The organism is Bacteroidia bacterium (assembly GCA_016218155.1).
In the GTDB taxonomy this organism is placed as follows: Bacteria; Bacteroidota; Bacteroidia; order Bacteroidales; family GWA2-32-17; genus GWA2-32-17.
The window spans coordinates 25439-50798 of record JACREQ010000038.1 but is presented as its reverse complement, the minus strand read 5'-3'; the positions used below and the strand labels follow the sequence as shown (position 1 = coordinate 50798).

At 33.6% G+C, this 25360-nt stretch carries 16 protein-coding genes; all 16 read left to right on the top strand.

The annotated features are described in order from the left end of the window. Positions 1-53: 53 nt before the first annotated feature. A complete protein-coding gene (locus HY951_06735) occupies positions 54-1478 on the top strand; it encodes a T9SS type A sorting domain-containing protein (GenBank protein ID MBI5539738.1) in 1425 nt (474 codons plus the stop codon). A 75-nt stretch (positions 1479-1553) separates the two neighbouring features. Next, complete coding sequence (locus tag HY951_06730) at positions 1554-4850, top strand: T9SS type A sorting domain-containing protein (protein ID MBI5539737.1); 3297 nt, start codon at positions 1554-1556, stop codon at positions 4848-4850. A gap of 125 nt (positions 4851-4975) precedes the next feature. After that, positions 4976-8326, top strand: a complete 3351-nt coding sequence (locus HY951_06725) for a T9SS type A sorting domain-containing protein (protein ID MBI5539736.1) — start codon at positions 4976-4978, stop codon at positions 8324-8326. Between the two features lie 133 nt (positions 8327-8459). After that, positions 8460-9545, top strand: coding sequence for a T9SS type A sorting domain-containing protein (locus HY951_06720; GenBank protein ID MBI5539735.1), 1086 nt, complete (start codon positions 8460-8462; stop codon positions 9543-9545). Between the two features lie 132 nt (positions 9546-9677). After that, on the top strand, positions 9678-13922 hold the full coding sequence (glgP, locus tag HY951_06715) for an alpha-glucan family phosphorylase (GenBank protein ID MBI5539734.1): 4245 nt from the start codon (positions 9678-9680) through the stop codon (positions 13920-13922). An 87-nt stretch (positions 13923-14009) separates the two neighbouring features. After that, positions 14010-15161: a HAMP domain-containing histidine kinase gene (locus HY951_06710; protein ID MBI5539733.1), complete on the top strand. Its 1152-nt coding sequence runs from the start codon at positions 14010-14012 to the stop codon at positions 15159-15161. Between the two features lie 139 nt (positions 15162-15300). Then, positions 15301-15813, top strand: a complete 513-nt coding sequence (locus HY951_06705) for a DUF177 domain-containing protein (GenBank protein ID MBI5539732.1) — start codon at positions 15301-15303, stop codon at positions 15811-15813. 11 nt (positions 15814-15824) lie between these two features. After that, positions 15825-16010: a 50S ribosomal protein L32 gene (gene rpmF, locus HY951_06700; protein ID MBI5539731.1), complete on the top strand. Its 186-nt coding sequence runs from the start codon at positions 15825-15827 to the stop codon at positions 16008-16010. A 9-nt stretch (positions 16011-16019) separates the two neighbouring features. Then, positions 16020-16958: a phosphate acyltransferase gene (locus HY951_06695; protein MBI5539730.1), complete on the top strand. Its 939-nt coding sequence runs from the start codon at positions 16020-16022 to the stop codon at positions 16956-16958. Between the two features lie 4 nt (positions 16959-16962). Continuing rightward, the gene (locus HY951_06690; GenBank protein MBI5539729.1) at positions 16963-17958 is read left to right on the top strand and encodes a ketoacyl-ACP synthase III; all 996 of its coding nucleotides are present in this window, start codon (positions 16963-16965) and stop codon (positions 17956-17958) included. A gap of 96 nt (positions 17959-18054) precedes the next feature. Beyond that, positions 18055-18741: a ComF family protein gene (locus HY951_06685; GenBank protein MBI5539728.1), complete on the top strand. Its 687-nt coding sequence runs from the start codon at positions 18055-18057 to the stop codon at positions 18739-18741. A gap of 6 nt (positions 18742-18747) precedes the next feature. Further along, a complete protein-coding gene (locus HY951_06680) occupies positions 18748-19983 on the top strand; it encodes an HD domain-containing protein (GenBank protein MBI5539727.1) in 1236 nt (411 codons plus the stop codon). Positions 19984-20076: 93 nt separating this feature from the next. Beyond that, positions 20077-21129, top strand: coding sequence for a UDP-3-O-(3-hydroxymyristoyl)glucosamine N-acyltransferase (gene lpxD / locus HY951_06675; protein ID MBI5539726.1), 1053 nt, complete (start codon positions 20077-20079; stop codon positions 21127-21129). A 132-nt stretch (positions 21130-21261) separates the two neighbouring features. Beyond that, positions 21262-22680 carry a bifunctional UDP-3-O-[3-hydroxymyristoyl] N-acetylglucosamine deacetylase/3-hydroxyacyl-ACP dehydratase gene (locus HY951_06670; GenBank protein ID MBI5539725.1) on the top strand — a complete coding sequence of 473 codons (1419 nt, stop codon included), beginning with the start codon at positions 21262-21264 and terminating at the stop codon, positions 22678-22680. Between the two features lie 23 nt (positions 22681-22703). Then, a complete protein-coding gene (lpxA, locus tag HY951_06665) occupies positions 22704-23504 on the top strand; it encodes an acyl-ACP--UDP-N-acetylglucosamine O-acyltransferase (GenBank protein MBI5539724.1) in 801 nt (266 codons plus the stop codon). A gap of 170 nt (positions 23505-23674) precedes the next feature. Then, positions 23675-25312, top strand: coding sequence for an amino acid permease (locus HY951_06660; protein MBI5539723.1), 1638 nt, complete (start codon positions 23675-23677; stop codon positions 25310-25312). Positions 25313-25360: the final 48 nt, after the last annotated feature.

Here is a 25360-nt window from a genome sequence, read left to right as displayed (position 1 = left end):
CGAAATTTACCCCTATTTTGTCTTAAATAGCAGAACAACTAAATAAACTAATTATGAAATACTTTTTATCTATAATGTTATTTTGGATAATAACATTTAGCAGTTTTGCACAATGTCCTTCTGCTGGACCAGATGCAACTGCCTGTGGACAAACAGCACAATTACATTCTTTAGGTGTAGCCGGTTACTGGACCGGACCTGTAGGTGCAATTTATTCGCCCTCCAATACTGACCCGAATGCTAATGTTTTTATTCCTTCATATGTAGGTGCTTCAGTTCAGGCAACATTTACATGGAACGAATCAGGTTGTACACCTGCTGATGATGTAATTATTACATTTATGAGATCTCCCCATGCTGAGGCGGGTATGTCACTTTCTGTTTGTGGAACAACAACACAGTTAGCTGCAGATACTATTGGTACAGGTATTATTAATGCCTATTGGACATCAAGTGTGCCGGGAGTACTTATTACACCTTCAGGAACTGATCCTATTCCGTGGAATCCAATGGTTGATGCATCGGTATTAGGTTCTGGTTTCTGGGTAAATAGTCAAAGATCTGTTTGGTTTTACTGGAACGGACAAAACACCTCAGGCTGCCTAAGTACGGATAGTGTACTTGTAACATTTTACCAGAAACCCGATGCACATGCAGGAATAGATACTGCTGTTTGCGGAAAGTCTTATGATTTGGGAGCTGCATGGAGTATAACAAGTCACAGTGGTATGTGGTCTATGTCAACAGCACCGCTACCTAATCCAGGTTCATCTAACTTTATTCCACCAACTTCTCCAACAGCAACTGTAACAGTTACAAATTATGGTGATTACTATTTTGTCTGGAAAGAAATGAATATTAACAATTCAGTATGTTTTGACAGAGATACAGTAAGGGTTGAGTTTATAGTTGTTCCAATGCCTGATGCAGGTTTAGATATTTCTGTTGCTGGTAATTGGGCATATATTTGTGCAACTCCATCTGTTCCTGGTGGATCTTGGTCAAGTCCTGCGGGTGGTATTGTATATTATGATACTCAAAATGGTAACATTACTCCTTTAAATCAATTTCAACCTTGTACATGGATTTATAATTCTTCCCTAAATGATACTATAACAATGTACTGGTTTGAAAGTAATGGCGTTTGTACGGGTTTTGATACTTTAAATGTTACTTTCAATAACCCACAAAATATATTTAACCTATATAATACTATCGTATTTGATAATTTATCAATATTTCCAAATCCTTGTAAGGATAATTGCAACATTCATTTCTATTTGCAGGAATCATCTCCTGTTGTGCTAGAAATTTATGATTTGCTTGGAAATAGAGTTGCAACAATATGTAACGAAACAAAGCAACAAGGCAATCACACCATTAATTATAGTTTTCAGAATAGTAATGCCGAACAATTATATTTAATCAGAATGGTAACTAATGAAGGGCAATCGGTAAAAAGAGTAATAAAATTATAAAATAATAAGCTGTCACAGGCAACGAAACTTACCCCTATTTTGTCTTAAATAGCAGAACAACTAAATAAACTAATTATGAAATACTTTTTATCTATAATGTTATTTTTGGTAATAACATTTAGCATTTTTGCACAATGTCCTTCTGCAGGACCCGATGCTATTGCCTGTGGACAAACAACACAATTACATTCTTTGGGTGTAAGTGGTTATTGGACCGGACCTGTAGGTGCAATTTATTCGCCTTCCAATACTGATCCGAATGCTAATGTTTTTATTCCTTCATATGTAGGTGCTTCAGTTCAGGCAACGTTTACATGGAACGAAACAGGTTGTACACCTGCTGATGACGTAGTTATAACATTTATTAAACCACCTCATTCAGAAGCCGGAATGTCCCAATCTGTTTGTGGAACAACAATGCAACTAGCAGCTGATACATTAGGCTCGGGTATTGTAAATGGTTGGTGGACTTCAAGTGTACCCGGAATACTCATTACACCTTCAGCTTTAGATCCTATTCCCTGGAATCCCATTGTTGATGCTTCGGTATTAGGTTCTGGTTTTTGGGTAAATAGTCAAAGGGCTGTTTGGTTTTACTGGCATGGACAAAATTCACAAGCATGTTTTAGTACAGATAGTGTTCTTGTAACATTCTATCAGAAACCCGATGCAAATGCAGGATTGGATACTGCTATTTGCGGACAATCTTATGATTTGGGCGCTGCGTGGAGTATAACAGGTCACAGTGGTATTTGGTCAATGCAAACAGTTCCACCTAGTCCAGGTTCTTCTAATTTTGTGCCTGCAAATGATCCTAATGGTGTTGTTACGGTTTCAAGTTATGGTATTTACTATTTTGTCTGGAAAGAAATAAATATTAACAATTCAGTATGTTTTGACAGAGATACAGTAAGGGTTGAATTTAAAGTTGTTCCAATGCCATCAGCAGGTTTAGATATAACAGTTTGCGGTTCATGGGCACATATTTGTGCAACACCAAGCGTGACTGGTGGCCAATGGAGTGGCCCAGCAGGCATAGCATATTATGATATACAAAATGGAACTTATACTCCTTCACAGATAGATTCTGCTTGTACCTGGATTCGATACCCATCTGAAAATGATTTAGTAACAATGTATTGGTTTGAAAGTAATGGTGTTTGTACTGGATATGATTCTGTAAATGTTTATTTTGCTTCTATTCAACCAGCTATTTCATTAGGTGATCCGGCAGATTCAGTAGTTTGCGGTCCTGTTTGCCCGGTTTTAAATGCCCAATTGCCTGCATATGGTTATGGATACTGGATGGATACTGTTATGAACACACAATTTATACCATCAGCAAATGTTCCAGATCCTTATGCTTTAATTGATACCGGTGGTATAAATTATTCTGGTATTCATTCTTTTTATTGGATTACTGTTAATGGTATATGCAGAGATACTTCAAACGTTGTTAGGGTTAGATTTAAAGAGTCTCCAAGAGCTGTTGCCGGAACCGATATTACAGTTTGTGGTCAATGGGCTCATCTAAATGCAACGCCTGCAATTCAAGGGGTTGGTCAATGGATTTGCCTCTCTGGCGGTGTAGAGTTTTATGATACAATAAACGGGAATCTTATGCCTACAAATAGTTTATTACCATCCACCTGGATTAAGTCTTCATCTGTAAATGTTTTAAAGATGATGAGATGGGGGGTATTATTTGACGATTGTTTGTCTGTTGATACTATTGATGTTTCTTTTCAGGATTGTGGATTTGCCGGACCTGATGATATTACCTGTGGGCAATCTTATACTTTTAATGCTATACCGAATTTTATTAATGGCAGTTCTTTTCAATGGAGTTGTTTAACAGCACCTGTATTGTTTTCAAATAGCACGTTGTTAAATCCACAAGTAATTTTACCAAATTATTCTTCTGTTAGTACTGTTTATACTTTTGTGCTTACCGAAACAAATCTTTTAAATTCTTTTAGTAACTCAGATACAGTAAGCATTACTTTTTTTGACGGCTGTAATGAAATAAAAGGGACTGTTTTTTATGATTTAAATTTAAATGGAACCTTTGATAATGGAGATCAATCTGCAGCTAATATTGTTGTTAAAATAGATAATGATTATGTAGCTACCGATTTATTTGGTAAGTATAATTATATTGCTTTGTCAGGTAATCATAATATTTCAATTCCGTCTCTTCCAAATTCAATTCAGGCAAGTCCAAATACACACACTGCTGTTTTTTCGGGGTCGGGGGCAATAGATTCTCTAAATAATTTTGCATTAACATTATGTACTGATACAAGTTTATCTATATATGGTTATTTAACTAATGCAAGACCCGGATTTACTTGTATGCATAATTTTAATGCATGTAATAATGGTCAATATTCAATTATCACAAGTATTAAAATTATTATTGATTCAAGAATTACTTTTGATTCAGCTTCAATTGCTCCGGATGTTATTAATGGTAATGTTTTAGAATGGAATAATATTCTATTGCCTGCCAATTTTTATAGAGGAATTAGTATTAATACAACAATTCCTTCTACCTTAGCAATAGGAACTTTACTTAAAGATTCTGCATATGTTTTTCCTGTTATAGGAGATATACAACCTTTAAATAATTCAACTTTTCCTCAAAGAGCAGTTGCTGGATCTTTTGATCCAAATGAAAAGACAGTTAGTCCAATAAATGGGCTTACACCAGCGCAATTAGCAGCAGGTAATAGTCTGGACTATACAATACATTTTCAAAATACAGGAACAGATACTGCATTTACTGTTGTTTTAAAAGACACATTAAGTTCATTGTTAGATGTTGGAACATTACAAATAATAGGTTCAAGTCATCCTGTAAACATGCAAATACTTGATCATGGTACTGTAATTTGGACATTCCCAAATATCTTATTGCCAGATAGCAATGTTAACGAACCACTAAGTAATGGTTATATAAGTTACAGTATTAAACCAAAAACAAATTTAACTGTTGGTGATTTGATAGAAAATACAGCTTATATTTATTTCGATTATAACTTACCAGTTGTTACGAATACTACATCATCTTACATTTATGATCCGATTTCGGTAAGCGAACAGACAATAGATGAAAGTAATTTATATGTTTCACCAAATCCATTTACAGATAATTGCAACATTCATTTCTATTTGCAGGAATCATCTCCTGTTGTGATTGAAATTTATGATTTGCTTGGAAATAAAGTTGCAACAATATGTAACGAAACAAAGCAACAAGGCAATCACACCATTAATTATAGTTTTCAGAATAACACCACAGAACAATTCTATTTAATCAGAATGGTAACTAATGAAGGGCAGTCGGTAAAAAGAGTAATAAAACTATAACTTATTGTTGTAGTCAGGTCGAAAGACCTGACTACAGTATACCAACAGTTTTAATAAAATTAATTTATCGGGCAACCAAATCAAAAATAATTTGTCTTATTAACATACTGCTTAAAATTATAATTATGAAAAACTATATTTATCTGTTATTATTATTTGCTTTGTTAACTTTTAAAGGAAATTCTCAAAATAGTTTATGTAATGGAGCATTACCTTTAGGAACCGACACAACATTTATTTTTCCATTAAGTATTAATACAGGAACAGCTGAAGTAGGTCCAAATTATGGATGTCTAACATCGTTACCAAATCCTTCATGGTACTATTTATTAGTAGAACAACCGGGAGATATCTCTATTGAAATTCATACAGTTCCACAACAAGATGTTGATTTTGTTTTGTGGGGACCATTTACTTCCAATACTGCACCTTGTTTAAATCAACTTACTGCAATTGGAACTCCAGTATCGCATCATAGTTCAGGTGCCGGGGGTGGTTATCCTGATGGCAATATGATAGATTGTAGTTCCGATCCTTCATGGCAGGAGTATGCTTATATTCCAAATTCACAAACCGGACAATACTATATTATTTTATTTACAAATCCGTTAAATCAGGCAGCAAATATTATATTTAAGCAAACTAATATTGGGCAGGGAGGTGCAGGCACTATTAACAATTATAATGTTTATTGTAATTTTGATACAATCACTACAATTGTTGGAGCTTGTAATCCATTAACAAATCAATATTCTGTTTCTGGTGATATGTATTTTCATTTTTCCCCATCAAATTATTTAATGACTGGCGAGATTATTTTAACTGATCAACCAAGTGGAATCACCTATATTTTTAATTGGCCATTCATAAACTCTTCAAGTCCTGTAGCATTTAATCTATATGGTAATTTTTCTGATGGAGCTTCACACACTTTAACTGCAATCTTTACTAATGCCCCTAATTGTATGTATACTACAACATATATTGCACCTGCTGCATGCTTAACTTGTACAGCAAATGCAGGTCCCGATATTTCAGTGTGTGGTTTAACTACAACGCTTAATGCTACAGTAAATACAGGCGATGTTAATACTCAATGGCTACCACAATCAGGTATAACATATACTAATATATATTCTCCAACTGCCGTAATTACTGCTTCTTATCCTGGAATATTTAATTTAATATGGCAGGTAACAAATTCTGTTGGAATTACTTGTACTGATACTGTTAAAGTAACTTTTACTCAACAACCTGTTGCAAATGCAGGACCCGATGCTAATGTTTGTCAACTAAATTATACAATGGCAGCAATTCCTAGTGTAATGGGTGCTGCAGTGTGGACTCAATTAAGTGGACCAGTAATGGGTGTATTAACAAATCCGACTTCTCCAACTTCTTCTTTTACTGTGCCTCAACCAGGGTCTTATTCGTTCATTTGGACTGAAACCAACGGTGGCTGCGTTGATTCTGATACTGTAACAATTAATTTTCAATCGGTTCCTACTTCAACTTTTGCCGCAGAATCTCCTATTTGTTTAGGTGATTCAGGTGTTGTTGTTTACACTGGTACCGGAGGATTTATGTCTACTTATTCATGGAATTTTGGAACCGCAACAGTATTATCTGGCACTGGTGTCGGACCATTTTATGTTACATGGAGTGCTGCGGGAATTTATGATATTAGCCTTGTTGTTCAAAATAATGGTTGTATGAGCATATTAACCAATCATCAGGTTCAGGTAAATTCTGGAACCCCAGGTTGCTGTATTATTCCAACGCCAAATGCCGGACCCGATACTGCAGTATGTGGTTTAACATATCAGTTACAAGGTTCTTTACCTGCTCCGGGGAATGTATCAAGTTGGTCTATGGTATCTGGTCCTGGAATTTCTAATATTATTGGCTATAATGTTACTGTTACATCAGCTGGGACATATACTTTTCAATTACACGAAATTAATGGCATTTGCGATTCTTCAGATTTTGTTACAATTATTTTTAATTCGGTACCAATGCCAGATGCGGGCTTAGATTTTTTTGTATGCGGAAAATTTGCACATATTTCTGCAACAACAACTACTACTGGTGGTCAGTGGAGTGGTCCAGCTGGTATAGCATATTATGATGCCCCTATTGATTCTACGAGTCACTATAATCCTACTTATGCCGATTCTTCCAGTACATGGATTCGTGCTATAGTTTATGAAAATGATACCGTTACAATGTATTGGTTCGAAAATAATGGTTCCTGTACAAATTACGATTCAGTAAATGTATACTTTGGCAGTATTATGCCTGCAAACCATCTTGTAAATCCTGCTGATTCTGTAGTTTGTGGTCCTGTTTTTAATCTTTTGAATGCACAATCATCAGGGTATGGTTATGGATATTGGTTAGATACTGTAATGTCAACAATTTTCACGCCTCTCCCTACAAATCTAAATCCTGTTGTAACAATTAACAGCAATAATTATGGTTATCACGATTTTTACTGGATTACAGTAAATGGAATTTGTAGAGACACGTCAACTGTTGTCAGGGTTAATTTTAAAACAAATAAAATAGAAGGAATTGCTCAATCATCTTTGGTTACTGATTTCTCTAATTTTAAGGCAGAATTATTTAATGATGTTAGTTACGAAAATAGTCCATTTAGCAATTGCAATCTTACTTCATCAGGAAGTTTTTCTCTTTGGGCTGAACCTAATCAAAACTACTATTTAAAATTATCTAAAATTAATCCGTTACTTTATCCGGGCATTGCAAATTCATATTACAATAACTCTTACAGCTGGGAAAATGCAACTATTTTAACAGCTACTGGTAGTTGTGATACATTAGCGGCAAATTTACCTTTGTATACAATGACACCAGCTACTGGGGGACAATGCAGAATTTATGGTTTTGTTAGGTATGATGGTTCTCTTGCTCCTGTTGCAAATGCTACTGTATATATTAGGTATCAACCTAATCAGCTTCCTGCACGATTTGAATTAACAAATCAGAATGGATATTATTCAATTAACAATATTCCAAACGGTAATTATAAATTGTATGTTGATATGCCCGGATTACCTCAGGTAACAAATCATCATATAGTTATAAATTCAAACGATACAGTATTTGCAAATGTTAATTTTATTGTTGACACTACTTCTATTTACAAAGACTATGGATTTGGAATTTATGCCGACACTACAGGTTTTATTGGAGTAAATGAAATTTTTGTAGAGAACAATGATTTTATATGTTTCCCAAATCCGGCGTCTGATTTTATAAAAATAATTTTTAGTAATGAAATTAATGAATCTTCAATAATAACAATATACAACATTGAAGGCAAGGCAGTAATAGAAAAAACAATTTTACGGTCTGAAACGAAAGTTGACCTAGGTTCACTTAGTTCAGGAATTTATACAATAGAAATTAAAAACGATAAGTTTGTAAAAAGAGAGAAATTTGTAAAACTGTAATATGAAATGTTGTCAAGTCGAAAGACCTGACAACAGGTAATGTTATAACATTATATTTAAAAGCTGCTCGAAATTTGCAGCTTTTTTTTATTTCCAGAAATTTGTATATTTACCTCAACAAAAATAAACTATTATGAAAAAACTATTACCTATTCTGTTAGTTATCTTATGTTTGTACTCAAACGCACAAATTACAATTTATCAACAGGATCTTCCTCAACCGGGAGATACATTTATGCTTTATGTAGATAAAACTCCAACTGTTTCTTTGGGAACAGCATCTGCTTCGGCTCAGGTTTGGAACTATAGTGCATTGGCAAATGATTCAACCAAATATGCGCCATACGGAATAACAGCAAATCTTGCTTTTAGTGCTTCTTTTCCAAACTCTAATACTTATACTTACGGTCCTGCTGTTTTGTATGGCGGGCCAGGAGCTCCAAGTCCGGGTGCCGGCGTTGGTTATACAATGTGGTCTGTAAATTCAACCGGAATGTGGGTTGAAGGTTATCGCAGCGATTATGATGGACATGGTGAGAAAAACATTAATCCAAATCCAAAAGAAATGCTGATGCCTGTTCCTTGTACTTATGGTCATAATCAGAATTATGATTCGAAATGGGAAGTGAGTATTGCATATGTTCCAACTGACTTTGACACTTTATACAGAAGCCGTACCCATAAAAATATTAATTGCGATGCATGGGGAAGCATGACCACACCTTATGGAGTGTTTTCAAATGTTATAAGAGTACATGAGTTTTCAGTTACAACAGATAGTGTATTTGCATCATTTGGTGGTACAACGTATTATTCATTGTTATTTAAGAAAGACACAATAAATAAATATTTATTCTGGGCTCCAACCGAAAGGCATCCTGTAGCAATTGCTTATTGTAATAATGCAGGGATTTTGCAAAGAATAGAGTATGTGTCATGGGCACATCTGAATGTTAATCAGGTTAATTCTGATGAAGTTTCAATTTCTGTTTTCCCAAATCCTGTTTCAGATTATGCAACAATTAAAATCGATGGTAATTTAAAGGGTGAAAAATATTTAATTAGAATTTTAGATCTTTCGGGTAAAGAGATTTTTAAGCAAAGCTCTAAAGACAATCTAAATTCAATTTCTGTAAAAACTTTTGACCAAGGTTTATATTTTGTAGAAATTGAAACAGAAACCGGCAAAGTATTTAAATCAAATTTTGTTGTAAAATAGACAGTTACGACAAAGAAAATATTTTTTTCAAACAAGGTGAATATTTTATCTATTAATAGGTGAAATATTCATTTTGCTTTTAACTTTACGAGATTATTTCGATATATATCATTACAAAATAAAATTATTTAAATGGCTGAAATTAAACTTTTACCCGACTATCTTTTTGAAGTAAGCTGGGAAGTATGCAATAAAGTTGGTGGTATTTACACTGTAATCTCAACAAAAGCAAAGTCAATAGTAGATGATTTAAAAGATAATTACATATTAATCGGACCTGATGTTTGGAAAGAAACACATCATAATACAGAATTTATTGAAGATAAATTTTTATTTAAAACATGGCGCAGGCAGGCTGAGATTGAAGGTCATAAATTTAAGATTGGTCGTTGGGATATTGCTGGTTCACCAGTAGTTATATTAGTTGATTTTACTCCATACTTCAGTCAGAAAGATAAAATATTTTACGATTTCTGGGAAAATTACCACTTGGATTCACTTCATGGTCAGTGGGATTATATGGAGCCTACTCTTTTTGGGTATGCTGCTGCTAAGCTTATTGAAAGTTTTTATGAATTTTCGCATACCTCAAAAGATCGCATCATAGCTCATTTTCATGAGTGGATGACAGGCTCAGGAATACTATATTTGAAAAAAGAAGTTCCACAAATTGGAACGCTATTTACTACTCACGCCACAACTGTTGGTCGTTCAATTGCAGGAAACGGATTACCATTATACAGAGATCTTGAAAAATATAATGCAAACGAACTTGCCGAAAAATTTAATATTCAGTCAAAGCAATCACTCGAAATGCTTTCTGCAAATAACTGTGACGCATTTACCGTTGTTAGTGAAATTACCGATAGGGAATGTATTCAGTTTCATAATAAAAAAGCAGATGTAATTACACCAAATGGTTTTGAAGATTCATTTGTACCGTTAGATTGTGATTTTGAAGAAAAGCGACAAGTTGCAAGAAATAAATTATTTAACGTTACCGAAGCACTACTTAATCAGGAAATTGACCGAAACAGCCTGTTGATTATCAATAGTGGTCGTTATGAGTTTAGAAATAAAGGAATTGATCTTTTTATTGATTCGATGGCCGAAATAAATGATAATCCGGATTTTAAGAAACAAATTGTTGCTTATATTACTGTTCCGGCAAATCATGCTGGTCCGCGTACCGAATTAATAGAGCGAATTCATAACTGTGATTTTAACAATCCTATTTCACATGAATATTTAACTCATAATCTTCACGATTTTGAGTACGATCCGATTTTAAAAAGAATAAAAGAGAAAAATCTTAACAATGGTCCTAATGATAAAGTTAAAATAATATTTGTTCCTTGTTATTTTAATGGAGTAGATGGAGTATTTAACTTACCTTATTATGATTTGTTAATTGGTTTTGACTTATCGGTATTTCCTTCATATTACGAGCCATGGGGATATACTCCGTTAGAAAGTGTTGCATTTCATATTCCAACAGTTACAACAACATTAGCTGGATTTGGACTATGGATAAAACAACAGGGAGACGAAAGAGGTGATGGCATCAAAGTTATTGAACGTGATGATTTTAATCAGGATGAGGTATTTCATAAAATTGCAAAATTTATTTTGGAATATGATTCTAAATCAGAAAGTGAAATTGCATCGGCCAGACAAATCGCATATGAAATTTCTCAAACTGTTTTATGGAAAAATCTTATAGCTTATTATCATGAAGCATATCATGTTGCTCTTACAAAAGCCGAATTAAGAATAGAGGATTATAAACACAAACAATTACCAGAAGGGTTAAAATCACTTAAAAATATTGATACAGTAAAACCTGCATGGAAAAAAGTTTTTATTAAATCATTTATTCCTGAAAGTCTTTTTAATTTACAAAAACTTTCTAAAAATCTTTGGTGGTCGTGGAATTACGATGCTCACGAGCTGTTCGAAATGATTGATAGTCAATTATGGGAAGAGGTAGGACACAATCCAATTGTATTGCTTGAGTCAATTACACTTGAAAAATACAGAGAACTGGAAAAAGATCAAATGTTTCTCGAAAAATTAAACAGAGTAAATTCTGCTTTTGATGAATATATGAAATCCAAACATACTACCAATGATAAGCAAATTGGATATTTTAGTATGGAGTTTGGTTTGCACGATACTTTAAAAATATATTCAGGAGGATTGGGAATATTGGCAGGGGATTATCTAAAGCAAGCAAGCGACTCAGGAGCTAATATTGTTGGAATCGGTTTGTTATATCGATATGGATATTTTGCACAATCTCTTTCAGTTTCCGGCGAACAAATTGCAAATTATGTTCCACAAAGATTTACTGCACTTCCTTTGCACCCTGTTAGAAATGAAAAAGGAGAATGGGTAATTATTAATTTACCAATGCCGGGTCGTTTGTTACATGCAAAAGTTTGGAGAGTTGATGTGGGAAGAGTTCCATTGTACTTACTTGATGCAGATATTGAAGAAAACTCTGATGCCGACAAATCAATTACCTATCAACTTTATGGTGGAGATTTGGAACATCGCCTTAAACAAGAAATTCTGTTAGGTATTGGTGGTATTAAAATGCTTGATGCTATTGGTATAAAACCTGAAATATATCATTGTAATGAAGGTCATGCAGCTTTTATTGGTTTAGAAAGGTTAAGGAAATGTGTTGAATTAAGACGCATGAATTTTTATGAAGCATTAGAGGTTGTTCGCGCTTCTTCATTATTTACAACCCATACACCGGTTCCTGCAGGGCACGATGCCTTCCGCGAAGACATGATAAGAACTTATCTTTCATATTTTACAGATAAACTAAATATTAGTTGGGAAACATTAATGGGACTGGGTCGTGTTCGCGAAGATGATATAAAGGAAACATTTTCGATGTCGGTTCTTGCATGTAAATTTTCTCAGGAAGTAAATGGTGTAAGTAAAATACATGGAAAAGTTTCACGTACTATGTTTAATCCTTTGTGGAGTGATTATTTTCCGCAGGAATTACATGTAGGTTATGTAACAAATGGAGTTCATTTTCCAACCTGGGTTGCAAAACCATGGTGGGGATTATATAACGAATATTTACCAAAAGAATTTATTAACGATCAGTCAAATAAAAATTCGTGGTCGGCAATAAATAAAGTTCCCGATGAAAAAATCTGGGAAGTAAGATCACAATTGCGTCAGGAATTATTTGTAACAATTCGCAAAAAATTAATGGAAGGACTTGAAAATCGCCAGGAAAATCCTACATTAGTTTTAGAAACTGTTGAAAGACTTAACGAAAACGCATTAACAATAGGCTTTGCACGTCGTTTTGCAACTTATAAAAGAGCTCATTTAATTTTTAGTAATTTAAAACGATTAGCAGAATTAGTAAATAATAAGGAAAAGCCAGTACAATTTATTTTTGCAGGAAAAGCACACCCTGCAGATAAAGCCGGACAGGATTTAATTAAAAAAATAGTAGAAATATCACGTTTACCAGAGTTTGTAGGTAAAATCCTTTTCCTTGACAACTATGATATTGAGCTTGCAAAAAAATTAGTGCAAGGTGTTGATGTTTGGTTAAACACTCCAACCCGACCACTAGAGGCTTCCGGAACAAGTGGAGAAAAAGCAGTAATGAACGGAGTAGTTAATTGCAGTGTGTTAGATGGATGGTGGGCAGAAGGATATGTTAAAGGTGCAGGCTGGGCTCTTAAAGAAGAACGTACATATGACAATCAAAATTTTCAGGATGAACTGGATGCAGAAACATTATACTTCCTTTTCGAAAATGAGATTGTTCCAACATTCTACAATAATGATAAATCTGGTTTGCCTACAAAGTGGATTGCTCACATTAAGAAAACAATTGCTGATATAGTTCCACGCTTTACAATGAAACGTCAGCTTGACGACTATTATTCAAAATATTATAACAAATTGTTAGAAAGAAGAAGCTTGCTTTTTGAGAACAATTTCGAAATGGTTAGAAAGATTGCTGCCTGGAAACAAAAAATGATTAGAGGATGGGAAAGTGTTGAAATTGTTTCAGTCGATTGTCACGATTCTACACAAAAACCATTATTACTTGGTGAAGACTTTGTTGCAGAAATAGTATTAAACCTCCACGAAATACCAACTTCTGATATAGGGATTGAAATTGTTTTTGGACAAAAAGTATTTGACGAGGTGAAAGAAATACATTTTATTGAAGAAATGAAACCAATTGCAGAACATGGTGGAGTCGTTACATTTAAATGTGTTGTTCCGGCAACCCGTTCAGGTGTTTATGACTACTCTTTCAGGGTATTCCCTAAAAATCACGATTTGCCTCATCGAATGGACTTCCCTTTGGTTAAATGGATTTAGTGATTTTAGATGCTATTGTTAGGTGGGATTAATTTTTAATTCCACCTAAAATTTTTTACTTTTGCGTTTCATTTTAGCACTAGATCATTGAACATATACTCAAGAAAACAAGTCTGGAAACTTTTACTTCTGATTATTGCCGTAATAATTGGAATATCATCTCTTTGGGTTACAAATAATTTAGTAAATAAGTTAGAACTTGAAGAAAGAAAAAAAATCGAACTCTGGGCAAAAGGAATGAAAGCTCTGGCTAATACTGAAAACCCCAATCAGGATATAACTTTTATTTTTGAAGTAATAAAAAATAACGAAACTGTTCCTGTAATTATAGCTGACGAAAATGACAGTATAGTTGTATTTCGTAATCTTGATTCTCTAAAAACTAATGATCCATCATATTTAAAAAGCAGGCTTACGGAAATGAAAAAGCACTGCGAACCAATAGAAATGATAAGGTCAGAGAAATTAACTCGAATTGTTTATTACGAAGATTCTACCATTCTTATTCAACTTCTTTATTACCCTTATATTCAATTAGCTGTAATATTTCTTTTTATTTTGGTTGCATATTTTGCTTTCAGTTCATCACGTAAAGCAGAGCAGAATCAGGTTTGGGTTGGAATGGCAAAAGAAACAGCTCATCAATTAGGTACGCCAATTTCTTCATTAATGGCATGGATAGAATTACTATCACTAAAAAATGTAGATCAGGAAATACTATTAGAAATTGGTAAGGATATTAAACGATTGGAAATTGTTACCGAACGGTTTTCTAAAATTGGTTCTGGCACAAGCCTGGTACCTGTAAATGTTATAGAAGTACTTAATAATGTTGTTAGTTACATGCGAACTAGAACTTCATCAAAAGTTCAGTTTATATTAAAATTTCCAGTAACAGGAGAATTGATAGTTCCACTAAACCCTCCCCTTTTTGAGTGGGTTATAGAGAATATTTGTAAGAATGCTATTGATTCAATGGAAAGTTCTGGTACAATTGAAATTTCATTGTTTGATCAAATGCAGGTACTTTTTATTGATATAAAGGATACCGGAAGAGGAATTCCAAAGTCAAAACAAAAAACAGTTTTTCAACCTGGGTATACTACCAAAAAACGTGGTTGGGGCTTGGGTTTGAGCCTGTCAAAAAGAATTATTGAGGTGTATCATAATGGAAAAATATTTGTAAAATCTTCGGAAGTTAATGTGGGTACTACATTTCGTATTGCTTTGAAAAAATAATTGTCGGATTTATACTTTTTGACAAAAAGTATATTTATTTCCTTAAATAACACTTGTTTACCTTTATAAAATTAGTTTTTGAGTTTTTTATTCTGATAATATTTATACCTTTGCGAAAATTTTTTCGAAAGTGAAAAAGATGAAAGAGTTTATAATTCCTTTCATAGGATTGAAGACGGGTGAGCACGTATTCGACTATAAGATAGGGACTTCATTTTTGAAGAATTTTAATAATTCTGAAATAAAAGACATTGAGCTGAACGTGGAAGTGAAAATGATAAAAAACAATAATTTACTGGAATTCAATTTTCAGCTAAATGGAAGTGTGCAGGTTGAGTGCGATATTTGCCTCGACGATGTAAGCTTACCTGTTGACTATCATTCATACCTTATTGCAAAACGCGAAAATGTTGAGGATGCAGAAGATGATATAGTGTATCTTAAACCAGATGAGAGCGAGATAGATATATCACAATTTATTTACGAATGCATTGTTTTTTCTTTGCCCTTAAGAAGAGTTCATCCTGATAAGAGAGGAAAAAATAAATGTAATCCGGAAATGATTAAAAAACTAAAGTCACATTTAGTTGATAATGTAGAAGAAACATCAGATCCACGTTGGAATGATTTAAAAAATTTGTTGAATAATTAAATAATAAGAAAATGCCACATCCAAAAAGAAAACACTCTAAACAAAGAAGAGACAAAAGGAGAACCCACGATAAGGCTATAGCTCCTACCTTAGCAACTTGTTCAAATTGCGGAGCAACTGTACAATTTCATCATGTTTGTCCAGAATGCGGTTTCTACAGAGGCAAAAAAGCCATTGAGAAAGAAGTAGCTGTTTAATTTTCGTTAATGAAGATTGGTGTTGATATTATGGGTGGCGATTTCGCCCCCGAGTTTACACTACAAGGTGCTGTAATGGCACGTAAACAACTTTCTGAGGAAGTAAAATTAGTTTTAATAGGCCCTGCCGAAAGAATTAATACACTTCTTTTAGAACAAAATGAAAATTTAAATAATTATGAGGTTGTTGATGCCCCTGATGTTATTGAAATGGGCGATCATCCTGCAAAAGCATTTGCTCAAAAACCAAAATCCAGTATTTCTGTTGGTTTCGACCTGTTAAATACTGGTAAAATTGATAGCTTTGCAAGTGCTGGTAATACTGGTGCTGTTTTAGTTGGGGCAACTTATACAATAAAATCAATACCAGGTGTTATTCGCCCATGTATTGCTGCTACCGTACCTCGTAAAGACGGAAGTAATCTGATTCTTGCCGATGTTGGTATTAATCCCGATTGCAAACCTGATGTGTTATATCAGTATGCAATTCTGGCATCAAAGTATGCAGAACATATTTATAACATTAACAATCCACGCGTTGGACTTTTAAATGTTGGTTCTGAACCAGAAAAAGGGAATCTTCTTGCTAAAGCAACCTATGATTTAATGAAAGAAACTTCTCATTTTAATTTCATTGGAAATATAGAAGGAAACGATTTATTTAATAGTGATAAAGCCGATGTTGCTATTTGTGATGGCTTTGTTGGAAATATTTTATTAAAACAAGCCGAAGGATTTTACCAAATGCTTAAAGAAGGCAATTTAGCTAACGAATATGTTGAAAGGTTTAATTTTGAAAATTATGGTGGATTACCAATTTTGGGTGTAAACAAAACTGTTGTTATTGGTCATGGAGCTTCTACTTCTAAAGCAATAATGAATATGATTATTCTCACCTATAATGTTGAAAATTCAAAATTAATTTACAAACTGAAAGAAATTTTTTAAAATCATGCAAAACTTAAGAGCTGTAATTACTGGAGTTGGCAGTTATGTTCCTGATTATATTTTAACTAACGAGGAACTTAGTAAGATGGTTGACACTACTGATGAGTGGATAATGACACGCATTGGTATTAAAGAAAGACATATTTTACGCGAACCGGGAAAAGGATCTAGTGATTTAGGTGTTGAGGCGGTAAATCAACTTCTGCAAAAAACAAAAATAAAACCTGAAGAAATAGAGTTGCTAATTTGTGCTACAGTTACTCCTGATATGCAATTTCCTGCAACTGCAAATGTTATTTGCGATAAAGTAGGAATAAAAAATGCTTTCAGTTATGACTTAAATGCAGGTTGCAGCGGTTTTCTTTATGCTTTAGCTACTGGTTGTAAGTTTATTGAAACAGGAAAATATAAAAAAGTAATTGTTGTAGGTACCGAAAAAATGTCATCAATTGTTGACTATACAGATCGTTCTGTTTGTCCGATTTTTGGCGATGGTGCAGGTGCCGTAATGTTAGAGCCAACAACTGAGAATATCGGAATTATTGACGAGATTTTACTTTCAGATGGAGTTGGCAGAGTTCATCTACATCAAAAAGCAGGAGGATCGGTAAAACCTGCATCCTTTGAAACCATTGCAGCTAAAGAGCATTTTATATATCAGGAAGGTCAACCCGTTTTTAAATGGGCTGTTTCTAAAATGGCAGATGTTTCCGTTGAAATTATGGAACGAAATAACATTAAACCCGAAGATCTTGCATGGCTTGTTCCTCATCAGGCAAACATGAGAATAATTGATGCAACTGCTAATCGTATGAAATTAGATAAGAAGCAGGTTATGATTAACATACAGAAATATGGCAATACAACTTCTGCTACCTTGCCATTATGTTTGAGTGACTGGGAACCACAACTTAAAAAAGGCGATAATATTATTTTATCTGCATTTGGAGCCGGATTTACATGGGGAGCTATTTATTTAAAATGGGGCTATAATAGCTGATTTCTATTTATTTTCTTTTTGTAATTTGTTATTTTACTCTGTATTTCCATTTCTTAATTTTCTGTATAATTTTACTTCTTTAAAATTATTTAGTTAATGCGAAATTGGCTTGCTGATTTCTTTCAGCTTTTTTATCCGAATATTTGTGCTGCATGTGGTGAAAGACTTTTAACACAAGAGAAAGTTATTTGTACTAGATGTCTTGTAGATTTGCCTCGTACCAATTTTCATTATGAACATGATAACCCTGTAAGCCAGTTGTTTTGGGGTAGAGTAAACGTACAAAATGCAACAGCATTATTCCGGTTTCAAAAAGGGTCTCGTTTTCAGGACTTATTACACTTACTTAAATATAATGGTAGGCAAGATATTGGAGAAGAATTAGGAAGACAATTAGGCTTTGAATTAAAAAAATCTGAATTATTTAATTCTGTTAACGTTGTTATTCCGGTACCATTACATCCTAAACGCGAGAAAAAACGTGGATATAATCAAGCAGAATGCATTGCTAAAGGAATTGCAGATAGTATGGGAATTGAGATTCAGTCCCGAAATATGGTGAGAAGTGTTGAAACCCAAACTCAAACAAAAAAGTCAAGAATTGAAAGGTGGCAAAATTTAGACTCCATCTTTAAAATAAAGAAACCCGAAAAACTTAATAACAAGCATATCCTTTTAGTGGACGATGTTGTAACTACAGGTGCAACATTAGAAGCATGTGCTCAGGCAATATTAAAAACCGAAGGTGTAAAAGTAAATATTGCCGCATTGGCAACAGCTTAAATTAATATGACAACAGAAAAATATAAAATTATTAATGATCCTGTTTATGGATTTATTAATATGCCATTAGGTAAAAATCATTTACTCGTAAAACATCCATGGTTTCAACGATTAAGGCATATTCGACAGCTTGGATTGGCTTTTTTAGTTTATCCGGGTGCTATACATACACGTTTTCAGCATGCGCTTGGTGCACATTATTTAACTACACTTGCTGTTGATGTTATTAGAAGTACTGGTACTGAAATAACTAATGAAGAATCTTCGTCAATATGTGCTGCAATTTTATTGCATGATATTGGACATGGACCATTTTCACATGCACTTGAACACACTTTTTTATATAACATTAGACATGAAGTGATTTCTGAATTGTTTATGGAAAGCCTAAATAAAGAGTTAGGCGGTCACCTTGATTTAACTTTGAAAATATTTAAAAATAATTACCATAAAAAATTTTTACATCAGCTTGTTTCCAGTCAGCTAGATATGGATAGATTAGACTACCTTAAGCGCGACAGCTTTTTTACCGGTGTTTCCGAAGGAGTTATAGGTAGTGATAGGATAATAAAAATGTTGAACGTTGTTAACGATAATTTAGTTGTTGATGAGAAGGGAATATATTCTATAGAAAAATTTCTTATCGCAAGAAGATTAATGTACTGGCAGGTTTATTTTCATAAAACAGTACTTGCTGCAGAGCAGATGTTAGTTAATATAATGCAAAAGGCAAGAGAATTAATTTTGCAGAAAGTAAATTTACAGATGACAACAACAATGTTTAAGTTTTTGTCTAACAATTACACTGAGAATGATTTTCGTAATAATCCTAATTTATTAAATGATTTTTCAAAACTTGATGATAACGATTTGCTTTCATCAATAAAACTTTGGGCAGAATGTGATAATAAGGCGTTTTCATTACTTTGCAACAGGTTTATAAACAGACAGCTCCTAAAGATTGAAATTCAGAATGAGCCTTTTTCAAAAGAGAAAATAGACGAATACATTGCTAAAACTTCAAAAATATTTGGAATTACCGGTGATGAGGCTAAGTCTTTTGTGTTTACAAATTCAGCAACAAATAATGCCTATAATGCAAATGATGACCGAATAAATATTCTTTACAAATCAGGAGATATTAAAGATATCACTATAGCTTCTGATATGCTGAATCTTCAGATATTGTCGAAAAATGTTGTAAAATACTTTTTTTGTTATCCCGAAGAATGTCGCAAATAATAGCATAATAAATAGTTAATTAGCGCAGTAGCTAAACGGTTTAGGAATTTTGATATTGTTAATTTTGGAATTACTTTTACAAAAAGTTTATTGATGGAATTTTCTGCAAAAAATATTGCTGCATTTTTAAATGGAACTATTGAGGGAGATCCAGATGTTATTGTCACTTCTATTGCAAAAATTGAAGAGGGGAAAGCAGGAGATTTATCCTTTTTGAGCAATATGCTTTATGAAAAATATTTTTATACCTCTAATTCAAGTATAATTTTAATCAATAACGATTTTGAACCAAGCCAAAAAGTTAATGCTACATTAATTAGGGTAGAAAATGCTTATCAGGCATTTGCAGATTTACTGGAGCTTTATCAGAAAACAATCTCATGCCCCAAAGGGATAGAGCCTCAGAGTTTTATAGATAACACAGCTACTATTGAAGAAAATGTTTATGTTGGTGCTTTTACTTACATAGCAAAAAATGCAAAAATTGGTAAAGACTCAAAAATTTACCCCAATGTTTTTATTGGTGAAAACGTAAAAATTGGCGACAATACCGTAATATCCTCAGGAACAAGAATATACTACAATTGCATTATTGGGAGTAATTGTATAATTCATTCTAATACTGTTATTGGTTCTGATGGTTTTGGATTTGCACCTCAGCAGGATACTAACTACAAAAAGGTTCCTCAGATTGGAAATGTTATAATCGAAGACTTTGTAGAGATAGGGTCGAATACCAGTATCGATCGTGCTACAATGGGATCAACAATAATAAGAAAAGGTGTTAAACTTGATAACCTTATTCAGGTTGCACATAATGTAGAAATTGGAGAAAATACTGTAATCGCTGCTCAAACAGGAATAGCAGGGTCATCAAAAATTGGTAAAAATTGTATGATTGGCGGACAGTGCGGAATAGCAGGTCATCTTACAATAGCAGATGATGTGAAAATTGCAGCACAATCTGGTATTGGTAATAATATTACTCAAAAGGGTGAAGTTGTTCAGGGCTCTCCAGCATTTTCAATTAAAAATTATCAGAAATCTTATGTCGTGTTTAAAAATCTTCCTGATTTACAACAAAGAATAAATCAGCTTCAACACGAATTAGAATTATTAAAAGAATTACATCAGGATAATGCCTGATAAGCTCAATTTCTTTCTCCTTTAATAAAATTATATATTTATTTCATAAAAGTTGTGATTAAACTACGCTTTTGTTTTTGTAAATTAATCACAAGCTATATCTTTGCCTTTTAAATAAAAAATATTCTGCCAATGGCAGGCGAAAAACAAAAAACACTAAAATCGCCGGTATCAATTTCCGGTATTGGATTACACACAGGTAAGCCTGCAACAGTTGTAATTAAAACAGCACCAGTTAATCACGGTTATATTTTTAAACGTGTTGACGTTGAAGGAACTCCTACAATCAGGTCAATTATTGATAACGTTTCTGAAACTGCTCGTGGTACTACTCTTGGCGAAAATGGAGTTACAGTGAATACTGTAGAGCATTTATTAAGTGCGCTTTATGGGTTAGGAATTGACAATGCCCTTATTGAAATAGATGGACCTGAAGTTCCAATTCTTGACGGAAGTGCAGGTGAAATTGTTGACGCAATTGACAAAGCCGGAATTTTAGAACAGAATGAGGCTCGTGTTTATTTTGAAATAAAACAGCCGATTACATTGTCAGTCCCCGAAAAAGGGATTGAATATCTTGTAATTCCAGACAGTGGCTATAATGTAACTGTGTTAATTGACTATAATTCAACTATTTTAGTAAACCAGTTTGCTTCTCTTGAAAATATTGAAAATTATAAGACAGAAATATCTACTGCAAGAACTTTTGTTTTTCTTCACGAGCTCGAAATTTTAGCAAAAAACGGGCTAATAAAAGGTGGCGATTTAGATAATGCACTTGTAATTGTTGATAGAGATTTACCAAAAGGCGAATTAGATCATCTTGCAGATTTATTTCAAAAACCGCATCTCGATTTTGAACCACAAAAAGGAATACTTAACAATACAGAATTAAGGCATTCAAATGAACCTGCACGTCACAAACTTCTTGATTTAATTGGTGACCTTTCTTTAGTTGGATTACCTATAAAAGGAAAAATAATTGCAACCAGACCTGGTCATAAAACCAATATCGAACTTGCAAGATTAATTCAACAACAGGTTAAAAAAGAAAAAGTTAAGAATCAAGTTCCTACATATGATATATATGCCAAGCCTTTACTTGATATTAATGAGATAAGAAAAAGATTGCCACATAGGTATCCATTTCTTCTAGTAGATAAAATTCTAGAGATGAAAGATACTTATGTTGTTGGATTAAAAAATGTAACTGTTAACGAAGGTTTTTTTGTTGGTCATTTTCCCGACGAACCTGTTATGCCTGGAGTTCTGCAGATTGAAGCAATGGCTCAAACAGGTGGAATTATGGCTCTAAGTTCAGTTCCTGATCCACAGAATTATACAACTCTTTTCATGAAAATAGACAATGTAAGATTTAGAAACAAGGTAATTCCAGGAGATACACTTATTTTTAGATTGGATTTATTGTCACCTATTCGTCGTGGACTTTGCCATATGAAAGGCGTTGCAACTGTTGGCAATAAGATAGTAATGGAAGCTGAAATGCTTGCTCAGATTACAAAAGTTACTGACGATAAACCTAAAAAATAATAGAACTAATTAATATTTAGTAAATGAAACAACCCTTAGCATACGTTCACCCAGAAGCTAAAATAGCCAGTAATGTTGTAATAGAGCCATTTGTTACTATTGATAAAAACGTTGAAATAGGTGAAGGAACATGGATTGGTCCAAACGTAGTTATTATGGAAGGTGCCAGAATCGGGAAAAATTGTAAAATATTTCCTGGTGCGGTTATTTCTGCTGTACCACAAGATTTAAAATTTACCGGCGAACAAACTACTGCTGAAATTGGAGATAATTGTCTTATACGTGAATTCGTTACAATTAATCGTGGAACAAAGGCAAGCTATAAAACTGTAGTAGGAAATAACACTCTTTTAATGGCTTATGTTCACATTGCCCACGACTGTTTCGTTGGAAATAATTGTATATTAGCTAACAATGCAACTCTTGCAGGACATGTTGTTATTGAGGATTATGCAAATATCGGAGGTTTGGCTGCAGTTCATCAATTTGTTCATATTGGGCCACATACATATATTACGGGCGGAAGTCTTGTTCGTAAAGATGTTCCACCCTTTGTAAAAGCAGCTCGCGAACCATTAAGTTATGTTGGAATAAACTCTATCGGCTTACGTAGAAGAAATTACTCTAACGAGCAAATTCAGCAAATTCAAGAAATATACAGATATTTATTCTTAAGAGGACATAATATCAGTCAGGCTTTGGATTTTATCGAAAAAGAATTGCCGGCTTCAAAAGAACGTGATGAAATTTTACTTTTTGTAAGAAACTCAACTCGTGGAATTATGCGTGGCTATTCTAACGATAAAGAATCAGTAGTAGATTAATAATATCATAAAATTATTCTTAAACCGCAATTAAAAAAATTGCGGTTTTTTTATTTTACATGAAATTGATTTTATCTTTACACTAAACATTTAAAAAATTGTCGCAATTATTCAGAAAAAAAACGCTGTCCTCTATTCTTCGTGATGCAGAGGATACCAGCGGAACACAAATGAAAAAGAGTCTGGGCGTTGTTGATCTTACAGCGCTTGGAATTGCAGCAATTATTGGAGCCGGTATTTTTAGTACAATAGGTACAGCTGCATCAAGCGGTGGCCCGGCAGTCTCATTGTTATTTGTTTTTACTGCAATTGCCTGTGGTTTCTCTGCAATGTGTTATGCAAGGTTTGCTTCATCAATTCCAATTAGTGGGAGTGCTTACACATACGCATATGCAAGTTTTGGAGAATTAATAGCATGGATTATTGGTTGGGATTTAATTATGGAATATGCAGTGGGCAATATAGCTGTTGCAATTTCGTGGAGTGATTATTTTACTAGTTTACTTAATGGTTTAGGGGTACATATTCCGGAATTTTTAACTGTAGATTATGTTACGGCATCCAGAGGTTTTACCGAAGCTGTTAGCCAAATGCAATCCGGTCATGTGCTTTCTTCATTACCGCATTATATTCAGGAAGCATATCATGCGTGGAGTAATGCTCCTGTTTTATTTGATGTTAAACTTATTGCCGACATTCCTGCCTTTTGCATAGTTGCCCTTATTGCAACACTAGTTTATATTGGGATATATGAAACTAAAGTTGCTGGGAATATTATGGTTTTATTGAAACTTGTTATTCTTTTAATTATAATTACCGTAGGTGCGTTTTATGTAAATCCGGATAATTGGAATCCTTTTGCTCCAAACGGTTTCCCTGGTGTTATGAAAGGTGTTGCCGGAGTCTTTTTTGCATATATTGGGTTTGATGCAATTTCTACAACTGCCGAAGAATGTAGAAACCCGAAACGCGACTTGCCAAGGAGCATGATTTATGCACTTGTTATTACAACTGTTCTGTACGTTGTTATTAGCCTTGTTTTAACCGGTCTTGTTCATTCTTCTGAATTAAATGTTGGTGATCCACTTGCATATGCTTTTCAAAAACTTGGATTAACACAGTTTTCAGGCTTCATAGCATTAGGAGCTATTATTGCAATGGCTGGTGTATTACTTGTATTTCAGGTAGGTCAACCAAGAATCTGGATGAGCATGAGTCGAGATGGATTATTACCTCCTCGATTTTCAAAATTACATCCGAAATATAAAACACCAGGGTTTGCAACTGTTGTAAATGGGTTTTTAGTTGCTATTCCAGCATTATTTATGAATCTTACAGAAGTTACTGATCTTACAAGTATCGGGACTTTATTTGCATTTGTATTGGTTTCTGGTGGAGTTCTTGTACTTGATGATAAAAAAAGCAAAAATCCTCTTAATGGCAAGTTTAAAATTTATTTTATTAATTCAAGATATTTCTTAATCCCCATTTGGATTGCAGTTGCATTAAGTTTATTTTTCTTAAATCGTAAGGGTTTTGATTCAATGTTGGTTTTTAAAAATCTAAGCTTGGAATCATTACCTACATTAATTTTTATATTAGTGTCAATTGTTGTCACAGTATTTGCTATAATTCGTGAGTGGTCATTAATTCCGGTTCTTGGCCTATTAACAAATCTTTATCTCATGTCTGAGCTTGGAGTAACAAATTGGATGAGGTTTTTAATTTGGCTTGTGGCAGGATTATTGATATACTTTTTTTATAGCATGAGTAGAAGTAAGCTTAATAAAACAGAACAACTTAAATAGTTTAAACTTTTTTAAGTTTGTTTCGTAAATAGTTATATTTTTACTTAA